At 60.7% G+C, this 16,759-nt stretch carries 17 protein-coding genes; 13 read left to right on the top strand and 4 right to left on the bottom strand.

Features of this window, described 5'->3' with window-relative positions; genetic code table 11:
* Nucleotides 1-57 precede the first annotated feature (57 nt).
* Complete coding sequence (locus FB472_RS01970) at nucleotides 58-828, bottom strand: IclR family transcriptional regulator (protein WP_141989432.1); 771 nt, start codon at nucleotides 826-828, stop codon at nucleotides 58-60.
* A 184-nt stretch (nucleotides 829-1,012) separates the two neighbouring features.
* On the opposite strand from FB472_RS01970, the gene FB472_RS01965 reads away from it, so the two are divergent.
* From FB472_RS01965 to FB472_RS01955, 3 genes are all read left to right on the top strand, one after another.
* Entirely contained in the window at nucleotides 1,013-1,957 is a 945-nt protein-coding gene (locus FB472_RS01965; protein WP_141989431.1) for an NAD kinase, read from the top strand.
* On the top strand, nucleotides 1,954-3,645 hold the full coding sequence (gene recN / locus FB472_RS01960) for a DNA repair protein RecN (RefSeq protein ID WP_141989430.1): 1,692 nt from the start codon (nucleotides 1,954-1,956) through the stop codon (nucleotides 3,643-3,645). Before FB472_RS01965 ends, recN begins: the two co-directional genes overlap by 4 nt.
* A 283-nt stretch (nucleotides 3,646-3,928) precedes the next feature.
* Nucleotides 3,929-4,612, top strand: a complete 684-nt coding sequence (locus FB472_RS01955) for a hypothetical protein (protein ID WP_141989429.1) — start codon at nucleotides 3,929-3,931, stop codon at nucleotides 4,610-4,612.
* Here the strand turns inward: FB472_RS01955 and FB472_RS01950 are convergent.
* Nucleotides 4,602-4,847, bottom strand: coding sequence for a helix-turn-helix transcriptional regulator (locus FB472_RS01950; protein ID WP_141989428.1), 246 nt, complete (start codon nucleotides 4,845-4,847; stop codon nucleotides 4,602-4,604). The two genes, FB472_RS01955 and FB472_RS01950, sit on opposite strands and share 11 nt — an antisense overlap.
* Nucleotides 4,831-5,214, bottom strand: a complete 384-nt coding sequence (locus FB472_RS13950; protein WP_170192008.1) for a hypothetical protein — start codon at nucleotides 5,212-5,214, stop codon at nucleotides 4,831-4,833. The genes FB472_RS01950 and FB472_RS13950 overlap by 17 nt, the downstream gene beginning before the upstream one ends.
* Nucleotides 5,215-5,422: 208 nt before the next feature.
* On the opposite strand from FB472_RS13950, the gene FB472_RS01940 reads away from it, so the two are divergent.
* The 10 genes from FB472_RS01940 (at nucleotide 5,423) to der (ending at nucleotide 15,225) form a co-directional block, all read left to right on the top strand.
* Nucleotides 5,423-7,123 carry a CTP synthase gene (locus FB472_RS01940; RefSeq protein ID WP_215730367.1) on the top strand — a complete coding sequence of 567 codons (1,701 nt, stop codon included), beginning with the start codon at nucleotides 5,423-5,425 and terminating at the stop codon, nucleotides 7,121-7,123.
* Nucleotides 7,113-7,745, top strand: a complete 633-nt coding sequence (locus FB472_RS01935; protein ID WP_215730366.1) for an NUDIX domain-containing protein — start codon at nucleotides 7,113-7,115, stop codon at nucleotides 7,743-7,745. The genes FB472_RS01940 and FB472_RS01935 overlap by 11 nt, the downstream gene beginning before the upstream one ends.
* 14 nt (nucleotides 7,746-7,759) lie before the next feature.
* Nucleotides 7,760-8,695, top strand: coding sequence for a site-specific tyrosine recombinase XerD (locus tag FB472_RS01930; RefSeq protein WP_141989425.1), 936 nt, complete (start codon nucleotides 7,760-7,762; stop codon nucleotides 8,693-8,695).
* 137 nt (nucleotides 8,696-8,832) lie between these two features.
* Nucleotides 8,833-9,720, top strand: a complete 888-nt coding sequence (locus tag FB472_RS01925) for a ParA family protein (protein WP_141989424.1) — start codon at nucleotides 8,833-8,835, stop codon at nucleotides 9,718-9,720.
* The gene (locus FB472_RS01920) at nucleotides 9,704-10,552 is read left to right on the top strand and encodes a segregation and condensation protein A (RefSeq protein ID WP_141989423.1); all 849 of its coding nucleotides are present in this window, start codon (nucleotides 9,704-9,706) and stop codon (nucleotides 10,550-10,552) included. The genes FB472_RS01925 and FB472_RS01920 overlap by 17 nt, the downstream gene beginning before the upstream one ends.
* On the top strand, nucleotides 10,542-11,180 hold the full coding sequence (gene scpB / locus FB472_RS01915) for an SMC-Scp complex subunit ScpB (protein WP_246078025.1): 639 nt from the start codon (nucleotides 10,542-10,544) through the stop codon (nucleotides 11,178-11,180). Before FB472_RS01920 ends, scpB begins: the two co-directional genes overlap by 11 nt.
* Nucleotides 11,167-11,940: a pseudouridine synthase gene (locus FB472_RS01910; RefSeq protein WP_246078024.1), complete on the top strand. Its 774-nt coding sequence runs from the start codon at nucleotides 11,167-11,169 to the stop codon at nucleotides 11,938-11,940. Before scpB ends, FB472_RS01910 begins: the two co-directional genes overlap by 14 nt.
* Nucleotides 11,937-13,019: a prephenate dehydrogenase gene (locus tag FB472_RS01905; protein WP_141989421.1), complete on the top strand. Its 1,083-nt coding sequence runs from the start codon at nucleotides 11,937-11,939 to the stop codon at nucleotides 13,017-13,019. The genes FB472_RS01910 and FB472_RS01905 overlap by 4 nt, the downstream gene beginning before the upstream one ends.
* Nucleotides 13,016-13,690: a (d)CMP kinase gene (gene cmk / locus FB472_RS01900; RefSeq protein WP_141989420.1), complete on the top strand. Its 675-nt coding sequence runs from the start codon at nucleotides 13,016-13,018 to the stop codon at nucleotides 13,688-13,690. Before FB472_RS01905 ends, cmk begins: the two co-directional genes overlap by 4 nt.
* Before the next feature lie 14 nt (nucleotides 13,691-13,704).
* Nucleotides 13,705-15,225, top strand: a complete 1,521-nt coding sequence (der, locus tag FB472_RS01895; RefSeq protein WP_141989419.1) for a ribosome biogenesis GTPase Der — start codon at nucleotides 13,705-13,707, stop codon at nucleotides 15,223-15,225.
* Between the two features lie 12 nt (nucleotides 15,226-15,237).
* On the opposite strand, the gene FB472_RS01890 is transcribed toward der, so the two are convergent.
* Nucleotides 15,238-16,743: an MDR family MFS transporter gene (locus FB472_RS01890; protein WP_141989418.1), complete on the bottom strand. Its 1,506-nt coding sequence runs from the start codon at nucleotides 16,741-16,743 to the stop codon at nucleotides 15,238-15,240.
* Nucleotides 16,744-16,759: the final 16 nt, after the last annotated feature.

The raw sequence follows: 16,759 nt of genomic DNA, 5'->3' as shown, positions 1-16,759 counted from the left end.
CACACGGTGTGAACTTCACTTTATGACCGGGGCAGAGGAGATGACAGGGTCAGGATTTCAGATAGTGAACTGCCCGAACCGGTCGGCACCCAACTGGAGAGACAGCTTGGCGGCCAATGTCTTCATGCGCCGTACCATGGCATCCAGATCGACCGATGTCATGTTGGAGGACAGCGACACCGCGATCGACGCAGTAACCCCAGGCGCCCGCACCGGAACTGCGATGCAGGTGTAGCCGATGACATACTCTTCCCGGTCGATGGCGGCGTCGGCGTGGTGCTCGAGCTGTGCAAGCAGAATCCGGCGGTCACTGATGGTGTGACGGGTGAGTTTGGCAAGCGGATGCCGCGACAAGTAATCGAGGCGCCCCTCATTGTCGAGCTCGGCGAGAAGCTGTTTGCCGAGCGCCGTGGCGTGGGCACTGTTGTCGATGCCGACCCAGAGTTCGACCCGGGGGTTTGGTGCAGCATCCACTATGTCGATAATGTGTGCCTCGCCATCACTAAACCGCGAAAGGTAGGCGGTGGCGCCGAGTTCCTCGGTCACGCAGCGGAGAGTGTTGCGCACCCGTGCGAGAAAGACACCTTCATCGTGGCCGGGGCGGAGAGTCGGAAAGCGGGTGCCGAGCACGAGGCCATCCGGCTCGTTGAAGAAGTAGCCCTCATGGATCAGGGTGCGCACGATGTTGTAGGTCGTGCCCAGACTCAGACCGGATGCCTGTGACAGCGCCTTGACCGGCATCGGCCGTGTCGCATTCGCCACCATGTCAACCAAGTGCAGAGCGCGCTGAACCGACGCAATAAGGGTGTGTTCGTGCTCTGTGGTCATCGGTGACTCCTTTCCACAGGCTACTCGTTCTGCGCCCCAACCGGAATCGGTGAGCTCTCGCGAAAAATCCCCAATGTGCGAGAGCGGAGCCATGGAGCCGAGTAATCCGACAGAATGGTTAACACAGGTTTCTGTTATCGCCTAACAGCCGATATGAACCACCACTGCGAATGAGAGGGGCACGGTGCAGTTCGAGAACTCTCACGCTTCCGATCGCCACATCCTGATTATTGCGCACACTGGTCGCGCTGAGTCGCTGACCGCCGCAATTGCTGTGTGCCGGCAGCTGATCAGTGATGGCCTCACTCCGGTGCTTGCTCCTGACAGCTACGAGACCATCCTTCAGGCGGAACCGAGCCTGTCACCGGTATCGCGCCTCGGCAATGAGGTTGAGACGGGCGAACTAGAGCTCGTGATTGTGCTTGGCGGCGATGGCACGATTCTTCGTGCGGCCGAACTGACTCGCGGTTGCAGCGCACCGCTGCTCGGCGTCAACCTGGGCCACGTCGGATTCCTGGCCGAGAGTGAGCGCGAAGAGCTCACCTCCACTGTTGAACGCGCTCTTGCCCGCGACTATCTCGTTGAAGAGCGCATGACACTCGCCGTGCGCGTGAAAGTCGACTCCGAGGTCGTCTACGAAACCTGGGCCCTCAACGAGGCGACCGTCGAAAAAGCCAGTCGTGAGCGGATGCTCGAAGTCGTGATCGAAGTCGACGGAAGACCCCTCACATCCTTCGGTTGCGACGGTGTCGTCATGTCGACCCCCACCGGTTCCACTGCTTACGCATTCTCGGCCGGCGGACCCATCGTGTGGCCGAGCCTTGATGCCATTTTGCTTGTCCCGTTGAGTGCCCACGCCCTCTTCGCTCGCCCCATCGTTGTCGGGCCTGACTCTGCACTCGCCGTTGAAGTCATGGATCGCAATATGGGAATCGGCGTGCTGTGGTGCGACGGACGACGGGCGCACGATCTTCCCCGAGGCGCCAGAGTGGTCGTGCGACGATCGCCTGTGCCCGTGCGCCTTGCGCGGCTCGCCCAAGGGCCATTCACTGACCGACTTGTCAAGAAGTTCAACCTGCCTGTCTACGGATGGCGTGGCCCCGCTTCGGAGGGGGGACCCCGCTCGTGATCGAAGAGATCTCCATTCGCGATCTCGGGGTGATCGCCTCGGCACGACTTCCACTCGGCCCCGGCTTTACGGCACTCACCGGCGAAACCGGTGCGGGCAAAACAATGGTCGTCACCGCCCTCGGACTTCTGTTGGGGGAGCGAGCGGATGCTGCTGCGATTCGTGCAGGCAGCGATCAGGCCTCCGTCGAAGGCCGCTGGGTCATTGACCCACAGTCGGCGGTCGCAGAACGTGTGCGGGATGCCGGTGGCGATCTTGATGACGGCGAACTGCTACTTGTGCGCACCGTCGCCCGCGAAGGCCGCAGTCGTGCCGTTGTTGGCGGCAGAAGTGCACCGGTTGGTGTGCTCACCGAACTCGGGGATCAGCTCGTGGTCGTACACGGGCAATCCGAACAAATTCGACTCAAATCAGCTACTGCACAACGCAACGCCCTCGACCGTTTTGCCGGAACCGAACTTGCGACCGTCCTCGACCAGTACCAAACCGTGTTCCGACGTTGGCAGTCGGCACAGGGTGAACTTGATGTGCTCGTTGCTGAGGGCGATCTGCGCAGTCGTGAAGCAGAAGAACTTCGTGGAGCAATCGACGAAATCGAGGCCGCCGATGTGCGCCGCGGCGAAGACGTTGAGCTCACTGAACGTGCCGATCGACTCGCCAACCTCGAAGGACTGCGCCTCGCGGCAGAAGGTGCCCACGCGGTGTTGTCGGCGGATGCCGCAGAAGAGGGCTCCGATGTGGTGGCACAGCTTGCGACAGCCCATCGAGGGCTCGAGCGGGTTGCTGAGCACGACGCACAACTTGCATCGATCGCTGAAGCATTGGCGGCGGCATCCATCACCCTCGGAGAAATCTCCAGCGACCTCTCTGGCTACCTTGCGAGCCTCGACGCCGATGGCAGTCAAGAACTTGAACAGGTAGAGGAGCGCCGCAGTCTGCTGGCGGCTCTTGTGCGCAAACACGGCGTGAGCCTTGACGATGTTGTCGACGTGCTCGACACCGGAAGTCGGCGACTCATGGAACTCGACAACGACTCCACCCGCATTGACAAACTGCGTGCCCAGGTAGAGGCCGACCAGGCCGAACTCATTGCCCTCGCCGCACAGGTCAGCGACGTGCGATCCCGTAGTGCTGCGCGACTGAGCGCCGAGGTGACCAACGAACTGACGCAACTGGCCATGGCCAACGCCGAAATCGTTGTCACCGTCGAAGACCGCAGCGACTACTCGTTGAGTGGCAAAGACGAAATCGCGATCCTGCTGCGCCCACACGCGGGGGCACCGGCGCGACCCCTCGGCAAAGGGGCATCCGGCGGTGAACTCTCCCGAGTCATGCTCGCCATCGAAGTTGTGATCGCCGGCAACGACCCCGTACCCACCTTCGTTTTTGACGAAGTGGATGCCGGAGTCGGCGGTGCCGCCGCCATCGAAATCGGAAAACGGCTCGCCCAACTCAGCCGCACCGCCCAAGTGATCGTCGTCACCCACCTAGCGCAGGTTGCCGCGTTTGCCGACAACCACCTCAGCGTCATCAAGGGTGACGACGGCTCGGTCACGGCATCCAGTGTTCACAAACTGGAGGGGGAGGCGCGCATCGCCGAGATGGCGCGACTGCTCTCTGGCCTGCCCGACTCTGAGTCCGGGCTCGCCCACGCCCGCGAACTTATCCAGACCGCCCACGACGCATAGTTGTGCACCTCGGCTGGGCCGCGACGATAGTCATCGCGACCTGTGCGGCCGCGAAGTTCGATCCATCGGCGGATGAACAACACCACGATAGATCTGAACGCGCTTAATGACGCAGCTTTGGGAAGAGCGAGTCAAAATATCGTCAATCCCAGGACTCCTGCGAACTAATTACTGAGAAGTGCTTGCTTTTCTAGAATCATTTGGCAATGATGGCGGTAAGTGATTATTTGTCCATAATCGCCCAAAAGGATCGCACGGGCCTAGAACTCGTCAGCCTGACCCGTTGACCGACATGTTGGAGGCCACAGCGCAAGGAACCGTCCAGAAGCGGTCAAACTGGACAGGACGGATATATGAACGCATCAATCCGACCGACGCACTTTTTGCCCACCGGAACGCCATTAGTACAGTGCTCGCAGTGCTGCTCATGATCGTGGGGCTGCTTGCTTACGCGCCGGCAGCGGCGGCAAACGAAGCGAAGCCCACGTCTATAACGCTCAGTAATATAAGTGACCTCGCAGGGGTGACCGAAGAGCAGTGGGATCAGGCTGTTGCCGACCTCATTGGGAGTGAAGTGCCACGAACGGTGAACGAAACCATCGCGGCAACTGATTACACATTTCACATAGCTGTGGACGACCCCGCGGTACCGAGTGGCGAATTCGACTTCAGCGTTGCTGTGCCCAAGGTTGGTGTGATCACGCCCAGCCTTGGAGCCGGATCAGATGCTCGAGGTCCATACATTCTGCTCAACAACTTCGACCAACAAGTTCTAGTTGGTGGGGGCAGTGCGGCTATCACTGCGGCACTGTGTGCAATTCCGGCAATTGGTTGGATCTCATGCACGGTCATTACAGCAGTAATTGTCGTTGCTGCTGCGTGGATCACGACGTATGGCGTTTTCCCGCAAAACATGAAGAGCTATCTATTCCAGCAATACGCGCGTCACTCTTGCGTCAACTATTAGAAACCAGATGACCAGTGAGAGTGCTCCTCAGCGGAGCACTCTCAATGCTGAAGAGTTCATCGACAGTTGACTCGAGTGCAAGCGCAATCCGAAAAGCAAGAGACAAACTTGGCTCGTGAGTCCGCAATTCAACGGCAATTATTGTTTGCCGGGAGACGCAGCAAATTTGGCTAAGTTGTTCCTGAGTGAGCCCCGCAGTTTTTCGGTGGCGTCGAACGCTATTGGCTACTGGCATGTCGGAGACTCCGGCCAGCGAGCAGTCGTCGAACCCAATATGAGATGGCGAATATTGCCAATAAAGCTGCGCAAGCTCCCCACGTCGCTATGCCGTCAACAATTGCGCTGAGGGCCAAGGCCGCGGCAGTCGTGATGATCGCATCGACGAAGGAGCCTGCACGAGCAGTTTCATCGACCGCCGCTTCGATGCTGCCCGGTGCCATCGAGCGGGATTTTGCTTTTTCACGAGTCTTTATCGTCGATATAGTTATGGCAACTGCTAGCGGTGCGCCTACGAGAACTGCGATTCGCAGCCATTCGACTTCGAATCGTTGGGCAAGGGCTAGTCCGACTGCCAAGATAAAAATTGCGGAAGATACGATCAAAAGCCATTTCCGAATTGTCAACGTGCACCTCCAAAAGTGAAAAACACTTACATTGACAATGTCCGGTCTGTTTGACATTGTCAAGCGAACTCCTGCGTGTCAATTGAAGTTAGTCGTAACGTTCTCTGGGAAACTGCTGCGCTTTATGCGCGCCAAGACGCCCCACCGCGCAGACAAAAGCCGTCAATGTGGCATACGATAGAACCCCGTGGTGGACAATAAAAACGCGGTCGTAACAAAGCACATCTTCGTCACCGGAGGAGTCGTCTCTTCCCTCGGTAAAGGCCTCACGGCGGCGAGTCTCGGACACTTACTGACCGCACGCGGGCTGCGCGTCGTAATGCAAAAGCTGGATCCCTATCTGAATGTGGATCCCGGCACCATGAACCCCTTCCAACACGGTGAAGTTTTCGTCACCGACGATGGTGCCGAAACTGACCTCGACATTGGTCACTACGAACGCTTCCTCGACATCAAGCTCAACCAGGCAGCAAATGTCACCACCGGCCAGATCTACTCCGAAGTGATCGCCAAAGAACGCCGCGGCGAATACCTTGGCGACACCGTGCAGGTGATCCCGCACATCACCGACGAGATCAAGCGCCGGATGCGATTGCAAGCGGCCGGCCCATTCGATGAAGAGAACCCGCAGCCCGACGTCATCATCACCGAAATTGGCGGCACCGTTGGCGACATCGAAAGCTTGCCGTTCATCGAAGCTGCCCGCCAGGTTCGCCACGAAGTCGGCCGCTCACACGTCTTCTTTGTGCATGTCTCCCTCGTGCCATTTATGGCAGCATCCGGCGAACAGAAAACTAAACCCACCCAGCATTCGGTGGCAGCGCTACGGTCGATCGGAATCCAGCCCGACGCGCTCGTGTTGCGCAGCGACCGCCCCGTCTCCGAATCCAACAAACGCAAAATATCGCTCATGTGCGATGTTGACGAAGACGCTGTCGTGAACGCCACCGATGCCTCCAGTATCTACGACATCCCCGAAATGCTGCACAGCCAAAGCCTCGATGCCTACATCATTAGCCACATCGGCCTCGAAGCGAAGTCCGTCAACTGGGATGGCTGGACCGAGCTGCTCGAAGCAGTGCACAACCCCAAATATGAAGCCACCATTGGACTTGTTGGCAAATACGTTGACCTGCCCGACGCCTACCTCTCGGTAACCGAAGCACTGCGCGCCGGTGGATTCGCCAACAACACCAAAGTCAACATTCGCTGGGTACCCTCCGACGAGTGCGAAACACCCGAGGGTGCCGCGAAGCACCTCTCCGACCTTGACGGCATCATTGTTCCCGGAGGATTCGGCGTGCGCGGCATCGAGGGCAAGCTCGGTGCCCTCAAGTTTGTTCGCGAAAACGGCATCCCCGCACTCGGAATCTGTTTGGGGCTCCAGTGCATGGTCATCGAATACGCGCGCGATATGGCCGGCCTCGAAGGTGCCTCATCGACCGAATTCGACCCCGATAGCAAGTACCCCGTGATCGCGACGATGGCGGAGCAGGTCGACATTATCGCCGGGGGAGACCTGGGCGGCACCATGCGCCTTGGGCTGTACAGCGCAAACCTCGAACCCGGTTCCATCGTCGAAGAACTTTACGGCGCACCAACCGCGGCCGAACGTCACCGTCACCGCTACGAAGTCAACAACGACTACCGTCAGAAGATTGCGGATGCCGGACTCACGTTCTCCGGAATCTCACCCGACCGAACCCTCGTCGAGTTTGTTGAGCTGCCGCGCGAAGTGCACCCGTACTACGTGGGAACCCAGGCACACCCGGAGTTGCTTTCACGCCCCAACCGGGCACATCCGCTCTTCCGCGGCCTCATTGCCGCAGCACTCGAGCGCCAAAAGTCCAGCCGCCTCTTTGAGGTGAATGAGCAGGATGATGCATAACGAACTCCGTGACGACCGCGTCGCCCCACACCTACTCACCTCCGACACGGTGTTTGCCGGTCACGTGTGGAATGTTGATCGTGAGATTTTTGAGTTAGACGGAACCGCCATCACCCGCGAGTTTGTCAATCACACGGGCGCGGTTGCGGTGCTGGCGTTGGATGAGCGTGACCGGGTCTTGCTGGTCAAGCAGTACCGGCATCCGGTGCGTTTGCGCGATTGGGAATTGCCCGCTGGCCTACTCGATGTTCTCAACGAGTCGCCACTCATTGCCGCTCAACGCGAATTCGCCGAAGAAACCGATCTGAAGGCCGAGTCGTGGCATGTGCTCAGCGAAATGTTGACGTCGCCCGGCGGGAGCAACGAAGCGGTGCGCGTCTATCTGGCGCGCGGAGTGAGTGCCACGGGCGATACTTTCGATCGTTACGCCGAAGAGGCGGGGATTGAACTTCGCTGGGTTGCCCTCGACGATGCCGTCGAAGCGGTACTTGACCGCCGCATCCAAAACTCGATCCTGTGCCTGGGGCTTCTCGCCGCAAAGCTGGGGCGCGACCGGGGCTGGAGCGCGCTGGGCGACGCCAATGCGCCGTGGCCGCGTCACCCACGAAACTACGACGAATAATCGCGCCAAACCAGATGAGTGAGCCGACACGCACCGGGGCGCACAACGCTATTGCGGTCGCCTCTGAGCGTTACCTCCGGCATCTGGCCATTGAGCGCGGACTTTCGGCGAATACCGTGGCGGCCTACCGCCGAGATCTTGACTCGTATCTCGGGTTTCTTGGAGAGCGCGGCCTCGCGACACCCGACGCAATCACCGCGGATGATGTCACCGCTTTCGCACACAGCCTGCGAACCGATAGTGGGCGCCCGCTCGCGGCCTCCTCGGTCGCCCGCATGCTGTCGACCGTGCGCGGGTTCCACACCTTTTGTGTCGACGAATCACTGGCCACTATCGATGTTGCGCACGCGGTGGCAATTCCGAAGCAGTCGATGCGCCTCCCCAAAGCGATCACGATTGAACAGATGTCGGCTGTCCTGTCGTCGTTTGAGGGTGATGATGTGATCTCGCTGCGCAATACCGCCCTGCTTGAGTTGCTGTATGCGACCGGTGCGCGGGTCTCGGAAGTCACGGCGCTGAACGTCGACGACATGATCGACGGCGACATTGTTCGCCTGCTGGGTAAGGGAAATAAGCAGCGTATTGTGCCGGTCGGTAGTTTTGCGCAGGATGCTGTTGAGAAGTATTTGGTGCGGGCTCGCCCGACGCTTTCGGTGAAAGGACCGTCAACTCCGGCGCTATTTATGGGGGCGCGCGGGGCTCGGCTGTCTCGGCAAAACGTGTGGTTGATCATCCAATCGGCGGCCGAGCGCGTGAACCTAGGGATCGATATTTCTCCGCACACCTTTCGGCACTCATTTGCGACCCATCTGCTTTCCGGCGGTGCGGATGTGCGGGTGGTGCAGGAACTCCTCGGGCACTCCTCCGTGGCGACGACACAGATTTACACGATGGTCACCGCCGATACGCTGCGCGATATGTACACGACGGCGCATCCGCGAGCTCGGTAGCCCGCGAGCCTTCCAGCCCGCTCACCTTCCAGCCCGCGTGTCGCGCACCCAAACCCTCAACCTTTGGTAGAGGTGAGCCTGTCTCGTTCGCGCGTGGGAGCGCAAAGGGGAGCCGGTGCGAGACGTAAACTTTTGGCATGACGACACAGCGTGATGATCAGTCAACGCTGGCAGGGTTGGATGTTCCGGCAATGGGCCCAACCGGCCGGCCCCTCACCGTTTTTCCCGAGCCCGCTCCGCTAACCGGCCACGGTCCGGCGCGCATCATTTCGCTGTGCAACCAGAAGGGTGGAGTCGGCAAGACCACCACCACCATTAATCTGGGCGCGGCGTTCGCCGAGTACGGCCGGCGTGTGCTCGCGGTTGACTTTGACCCGCAGGGCGCCCTCTCCGCAGGCCTCGGCGTACCCACCCACGATGTGCCCACCATCTACGACCTGCTGCTCGGCACCATCAAGAACCCGGCAGAAGCAATCGTGCACACGAGCGTTCCCGGGCTTGATGTGATCCCGGCAAACATCGACCTGTCGGCCGCAGAAGTGCACCTCGTCAATGAGGTCGCGCGCGAAACCATTCTGGCGCGCGTGCTGCGCAAGGTCAGCGACGATTACGACGTGATCCTCATCGACTGCCAGCCCTCACTGGGGTTGCTGACGGTCAACGCGCTCACGGCCGCTCATGGCGTGCTGATCCCGTTGGAGTGCGAATTCTTTGCCCTGCGCGGCGTCGCCCTGCTCGTGGAGACGATCGAGAAAGTTCAGGATCGACTGAACCCCGCCATCAAACTCGACGGCATTCTGGCCACCATGTTCGATGCGCGCACGCTGCACTCCCGCGAAGTTCTGGAGCGCGTCGTCGAAAACTTTGGCGACGACGTGTTGGAGACCGTGATCGGTCGCACCGTGAAGTTCCCTGACGCGAGCGTTGCCGGATCACCCATTACGACCTTTGCACCCGACCACTCGGCGGCGCACGCCTACCGCCAGGTGGCACGAGAGCTGATCGCCCGTGGCGCCGCCGCCTAGCGACGTGGAAGAGGCCCCGTCGCCCGTCCCCGGTTTCTCGGTCACCCTCACCAACTTCACCGGGCCCTTCGACCTGCTGCTTTCGCTAATCTCCAAGCACGAACTCGACATCACCGAAGTTTCACTCTCGCGCATCACCGACGAGTTCATTGCCTACCTGCGTCATTTCGAGTCCGCGAACGATGGCACCGGCGACGGAATCGATGAGCTCGATCAGGCTAGCGAGTTTCTGGTGGTGGCCGCGACCCTGCTCGATCTGAAGGTCGCGGGGCTTTTGCCGCAGGGTGAGCTGGTGGATGCCGGAGACGTGGCACTGCTGGAAGCCCGAGATCTGCTCTTCGCTCGTTTGTTGCAGTACCGTGCGTTCAAGCAGGCCAGTGACTGGTTCTCGGGGCACTTCGAGACCGAGTCGACGCGCACAGAGCGTTCCGTGCGGCTCGAGGAGAAGTTTCGCACGCAGACGCCGGAGCTGGTGTGGACGCTCAGCCTCGATGATTTCGCAGCGCTTGCGACCCTCGCGTTCACGCCGCGAGAGATTCCCCGTGTAGGCCTTGACCATTTGCACGCGCCGCTCATCAGCATCCGCGAACAGGCGGCTCACATCGTTGCCCTGCTGCGGGCGGGGGAGACGATGACATTTCGGCAACTCATTGCTGGCGCCGAACTGAAGGGCGTTATTGTGGCGCGATTTTTGGCCGTGTTGGAGCTGTACCGCGACTCCAATGTGGCCTTCGAACAGATCGAGCCGCTGGGCGAGCTGACCGTGCGCTGGACTGCCCAGCACTGGTTAGACGATAGCCTCGCTAATCTGGGAGCTGACTATGGAAACTAACACCGCGGAAACTAACACTGCAACAACCGGGGCCGCACTGGCAGACACCGCACTCGACGAGTTCGACGCCGGCCCGGTGGTGGACCTCGCTCGCGGGCTGGAGGCGATCTTCATGGTCGCTGACGAGCCGCAGAGCCTGGTGAGCTTGGCGGTCGCACTGAACGCTCCCGTTGCCGAGATTCGTCAGACGATCACCGCGCTCTGCGCTGATTTCGATGGTGAGGGCGATGGTCCGCGTCGTGGCTTTGAGCTGCGCGAGGTCGGCGGCGGTTGGCGCATCTACGTTCGTGCCGACTATGACGCGGCCGTTCGCGACTTTGTGTATACCCAGAACCCTTCGCGCTTGAGCCAGGCCGCTCTCGAAACGCTCGCCGTGATTGCCTATAAGCAACCGATTAGCCGGGGATCGGTTGCCGCGGTGCGCGCGGTCAATGTGGATTCGGTGGTGCGCACGCTGCTGGGCCGGGGACTGATTACGGAGGCGTTTACCGATAACGAGACGGGCGCCATCCATTACGAAACGACGGAGCTGATGCTCGTGCAGTTGGGGATTAACTCCATTGCCGAGTTGCCTCCGATCTCGCCCCTGTTATCTGATGGTTCGGATGGTTTTGATGAACAACGCTAATGGCGAGAGCCCCAGTAATCCTGAAGGTGAGCGCCTGCAGAAGGTGATGGCGGCCGCCGGTGTCGCCTCCCGGCGGGTGTGTGAAGACCTGATTTATCAGGGACGAGTTGCGGTCAACGGCGAGGTCGTTGATGCGGCGGGCCGGCGAGTGCTTCCCACCGATCGGGTGACCGTCGATGGCACCGCAATTCAGCTCGACACCACTAAGCAGTATGTGATGCTCAATAAGCCGGTCGGTGTGGTCAGCTCGATGGCCGACGAGAGTGGTCGCCCCGATCTTCGCGAGTTCACCCGTGACTATGACGAGCGCCTCTTTAACGTAGGTCGCCTCGACGCCAATACCTCTGGCCTGCTGATTCTGACCAATGATGGTGAGCTGGCTCACGTGCTCGCGCATCCCTCCTTCGGCGTGATGAAGACCTACATCGCCAAGGTCGAGGGCATTGTGAGCGCTCAGACTATTGGCAAGCTCACGAAGGGCATTGAGCTCGACGACGGGCCGATTGCTGCGGACAAAGCGCGCGCGTTGGGCCGAGCATCCGGCAACGAAACAATGGTGGAGATCACTCTGCATTCGGGCCGCAATCGCATTGTGCGCCGGATGCTGGATGCCGTGGGTCACCCGGTGATCGATTTGGTGCGTCGCCAGTTTGGTCCCCTCAATCTCGGCAGCCTGCCCGTGGGTCGAACTCGTGATCTCACGAAGGCGGAGCTCGGTGAAGTGCTGACGATCGCCCGCAACGCGGACGTGCAGTCGTGAACCTGGGGCGGATAACCGGGCAGGTGCGCATTGTTGGTGCCGGGCTGCTCGGCGCCAGCATCGGTCTGGGGCTGCGCGCCAAGGGCGTGGATGTGATTGTGCATGATGCCTCGCGCAGCACCGTGAATCTTGCGATTGACTATGGGGCAGGACGCGCGCCGCTCGACGATGACACCCCGACGCTGGTAATTGTGGCGGTGCCGCCCGATGTGACGGCAGAGGTTGTTGCGCGTGAGCTTGCCGCGTGGCCGCGAGCGACGGTGGCGGATGTCGCGAGCGTCAAAGTGGGAGTGCTCGACGAGCTGATTGCTGCCGGTGTCGATCTCGATCGCTATGTGGGCTCTCATCCGCTCGCGGGACGCGAACGCGGTGGCGCTAGTGCCGCTCGCGCCGACCTGTTCATTGGCCGTCCGTGGGTTGTGGGCCGCGGAGAACCCTTCCGGCGCCGTGCCGTTGAGGATGTGGTGATCGAGCTGGGGGCGATTCCCGTAGCGATGTCGGCGGCTGAGCACGACAACGCGGTGGCCCTGATTTCGCACGTTCCCCAGGTGGTGGCGAGTTTGCTCGCGCACCGGTTGGCTGGGGCATCCGACGCCGCTGTTGCCCTTGCCGGTCAGGGACTGCGCGACACCACCCGCATTGCCTCGAGCGCCCCAGAACTGTGGGTGCAGATTTTGGGCGCAAACTCGGGGCCGGTCGCCCAAATTTTGCGTGAGCTTCAGGCTGAGCTTGGAGTTGCTATTGATGCGCTCGAGACGCCGGATGCTCCGGGTGCACGCCGCGCGATCGCGGAGCTGCTGGCCGGAGGCAACACGGGCGTCGCGCGCATCCCTGGTAAGCACGGCACGAGTAGGCACTTCAGCCAGCTCGTTGTGATGGTGGATGACAAGCCGGGGGAGTTGGCTCGACTGCTCACTGAGATCGGCGAAGCCCAGGTGAACATGGAAGACTTGAGGCTTGAGCACTCACCGGGTGCCCAATTCGGCTTGGCCGAAATCTCGGTGTTGCCCGAAAAAGAAGCCCTACTTATTAGCGAGCTTGAGGCTCGTGGTTGGAAGATTGCGGAGACTTTCGCGTGAACAAGAACCCGTCGTTTGTTGTTGTGGCTGTCGATGGCCCGGCGGGCAGCGGAAAGTCGAGTGTGTCGAAAGCGACCGCTCGTGAGCTCGGCTTCGACTACCTGGACACGGGTGCCGCCTACCGCGGGCTGGCCCTGCACTGCCTCGACCGTGGTGTTGACACTCTCGGGCCCTTCGATGTGATCGAGACCCTCCCGCGCTTCGAGTACACGATCGGGATTGATCCGGATAACTACTTTGTGAAGGTTGGTTCGGAGATCGTGACCCACGACATCCGCGAACCTCGCGTCACGGGTGTGGTGTCGAATATTGCGCGCATTCCGGAGGTGCGCGAATACATGGTTGAGCTGTTCCGTGGCATCATCGCGGGCAGCGACAAACCGGGCATTGTGGTGGAGGGGCGAGACATTACGACGGTCGTGACCCCCGACGCTCAGGCGCGAATTCTGCTTACCGCCACTGAGGAAGCTAGAATGGAACGTCGTGCCGCCGAACTCTCCGGAGAATCGAGTGCGACGACGGCGCAACAACTCAGCTATCGAGATGCGCAGGACTCCAAAGTCGTGGACTTCATGAACGCCGCAGATGGAGTCATCACCATCGATTCCACCAATCTTGACTTCGATCAGACCGTGACGGCCGTCGCGAGTTTCGTTCGCTCCAGCATGTAACCAAAGGACTACCCATGGCCGATCATTCGCCCGCCGAAGACGACTTTCCCGAACTGAATCCGGCTCTCGTCGAACGACTTTCCGGTATGAACGACGACGAGGCCGCCCAGCGCACCTCCGCTTTGCGCGCCGGCCTCAGCGATTACGACCTCGACGACGAAGACCTTGAGGTCTTGGATGCCGCGAGTGAAGACCCCGACGCCATCTACTACCTGCCGGCGCTGCCGGTGCTGGCCATTGTGGGGCGTCCCAACGTGGGAAAGTCTGCCCTCGTTAACCGGATTATTGGTCGTCGCGAAGCAGTTGTGGAGGACACCCCCGGTGTTACTCGCGACCGCGTGAACTACAAAGCGGAGTGGACGAACCGCCACTTCACTATCGTTGACACCGGCGGGTGGGAGCCCGACGCTAAGGGTATTGACGCTTCCGTTGCCGCTCAGGCGGAGATCGCGATCGACCTTGCCGACGCTGTGCTGTTCGTGGTGGATGCCACCGTTGGCCCCACCTCCACCGATGAGCATGTTGTGCGCATGCTGCGTGCCACCAAGAAGCCCGTGATTCTCGTTGCCAACAAGGTTGACGACATTCACCAGGAGTCGGATGCCGCAGCACTCTGGAGCCTCGGTCTCGGTCAGCCGTGGCCAGCCTCTGCCGTGCACGGTCGCGGTGTTGCTGATCTGCTCGACCATGTGCTCACCGTTCTCCCGGAGATCTCGACCGTTGCGAAAGAAGAAGTGGGCGGCCCACGCCGCGTCGCTATTCTTGGTCGCCCGAACGTTGGCAAGTCAAGCCTCCTGAACAAGACTGCCGGCGAAGAGCGCGTTGTTGTCAACGAGCTCGCGGGTACGACTCGTGATCCGGTTGATGAGCAGATTGAGCTGGGCGGAAAGTTTTGGCGCTTCGTTGACACCGCTGGTATTCGCCGCCGTGTTGCCCTTGCTCAGGGTGCCGACTTTTATGCCACGCTGCGCACGAGTGCCGCGTTGGAGAAGGCCGAAGTTGCTGTTGTCATTTTCGATGTCAGCCAGGCGCTCAGCGTCCAGGACCTAAAGATTGTGGACCTCGTGCTGGAGTCGGGCCGTGCGCTGGTGCTCGCATTCAACAAGTGGGATCTTCTCGATGACGAACGTCGCGACCTGCTGGAACGTGAAATCGATAAGGACCTTTCGCATGTGGCGTGGGCTCCTCGCGTAAACATTTCGGCGAAGACGGGTCGTCACATGGAGAAGCTGGTTCCGGCGTTGGAGTTGGCGTTGGAGTCGTGGGATACCCGCGTTCCGACCGGTAAGTTCAACGCGCTATTGGCAGAACTCACGCAGGAGCACCCTCACCCGCTTCGTGGTGGCAAGCAGCCGCGCATCCTCTTTGGTACGCAGGCATCGAGCCGCCCGCCAACGTTTGTGCTGTTCACGACCGGGTTCTTGGATCCCCAGTATCGTCGCTTCATTACGCGTCGCCTGCGGGAAATTTTTGGCTTTGAGGGAACACCGATTCAGGTCAACATGCGTGTGCGGGAAAAGCGCAAGCGCAAGTAGCTCTTTGGTGGGTTAGTGGCCCACGGGTGCGTCGGCGGGTTCCAGGTCAGAGGCCGGGCGCTTCGCGAAGAGGGTCGCGATGATGGCGAAGAGCGAGATGATGGCGCCCGCCATGAATGCGACCCGCACGCCGCCGGCCAGGGCGACTGTCTCGCTGGCACCGGACTGTGCCAGAGACACGGACTGCACGGTGAGTAGCGCGATGAACAGTGCGGTTCCGGCGGCACCGGCGAGGTGTTGCACGGTGCCGATGGTGGCGCTGCCGTGGGAGTACAGGTGGGGTTTGAGCGAGCCGAGCGCTGAGGTGAAGAGCGGGGTGAACATGAACGCGAGTCCGATGCTCATGGGCACGTGAATCGCGACGACCATGAGGGGCGAGCTGGTTTCGGAGAGCATGGTGAAACTCCAGAGAGCCGCGCTCACGAGAATTGCGCCTGGGACCATGAGTGGGCGCGGGCCGACCCGGTCATAGAGGCGCCCGACGACGGGCCCGAGCAGACCCATGATGAGGGCACCGGGCAGCATGATCAGTCCGCTCTGCACGGGTTCGAGACCCAGCACGTCTTGAATGAAGAGGGGGAGCAGGATGATGGTGCCGAACAGGGCGGCCATCATCACCATGATGAGGGCGATGGAGATTGCGAAGCCGGGAGCGGCGAAGGTGCGAAGGTCGAGCAGCGCACGATCAGTTTTCTGCAGCTTAAGTTGTCGCACGATGAACAGCGCGAGGCTGATGGCTCCGATGACGATGGGGATTGCTGGCGGGAGCAGCACGGTGCCGCTGGCGGATTCTCCGAGGCTGGAGAGGCCGTAGATGAGCCCGGAGAATCCGATCGCAGACAGGATGACTGAGAGCACGTCGATCGAAACTTTGCGGGGGTCGGTGACGTTGGTGACCTTTGTGATGCCGAGTATGAGGGCGGTGACGGCGATGGGGATCATCACGATGAATACCCAGCGCCAGTCGAGGACGGCTAAGACGAGCCCGGCGACGGTGGGGCCCACGGCGGGTGCCATGGCCATGACGATGGACACGTTTCCCATGGTTTTACCGCGGGTTGCCGGGGGTACGAGGGTCATGACGGTTGTCATGAGCAGGGGAAGCATCATGGCGGTGCCGGAGGCCTGCACCACGCGTCCTAGAATGAGCACCAGGAAGGTGGGGGCGATGGCGCCGAGCAGGGTACCGAGGGTGAAGAACGACATTGCGGCGATGTAGATGCTGCGGGTTGAGAACCGTTGGATGAGGAATCCGGTGATCGGAATCACCACCGCCATGGTGAGCATGAAGGAGGTTGACAACCACTGGGCGGTGCTCGGCTCAATGCTGAGGTCGGCCATGATGCGGGGGATGGCAACCACCAGCGAGGTCTCGTTGAGGAATAAGACGAAGGTGGCGGCCAGCATCAGTGAAATGACGAGTCGGTTGCGACCGCTGTTGTCGACGGCAGCGTCGTTGGTGCTCGTACAGTCGGTGAGGAGCGGAATGCTGCCGGTAATGGGGGCCGTACTGGTCATCAAAATCCTGTCGCGT

The sequence above is a fragment of the Rhodoglobus vestalii genome (assembly GCF_006788895.1).
Classification (GTDB): Bacteria; Actinomycetota; Actinomycetes; order Actinomycetales; family Microbacteriaceae; genus Rhodoglobus; species Rhodoglobus vestalii.
Note: the sequence above shows the minus strand (reverse complement) of the source record. Positions and strands in the feature narration are given on the sequence as shown.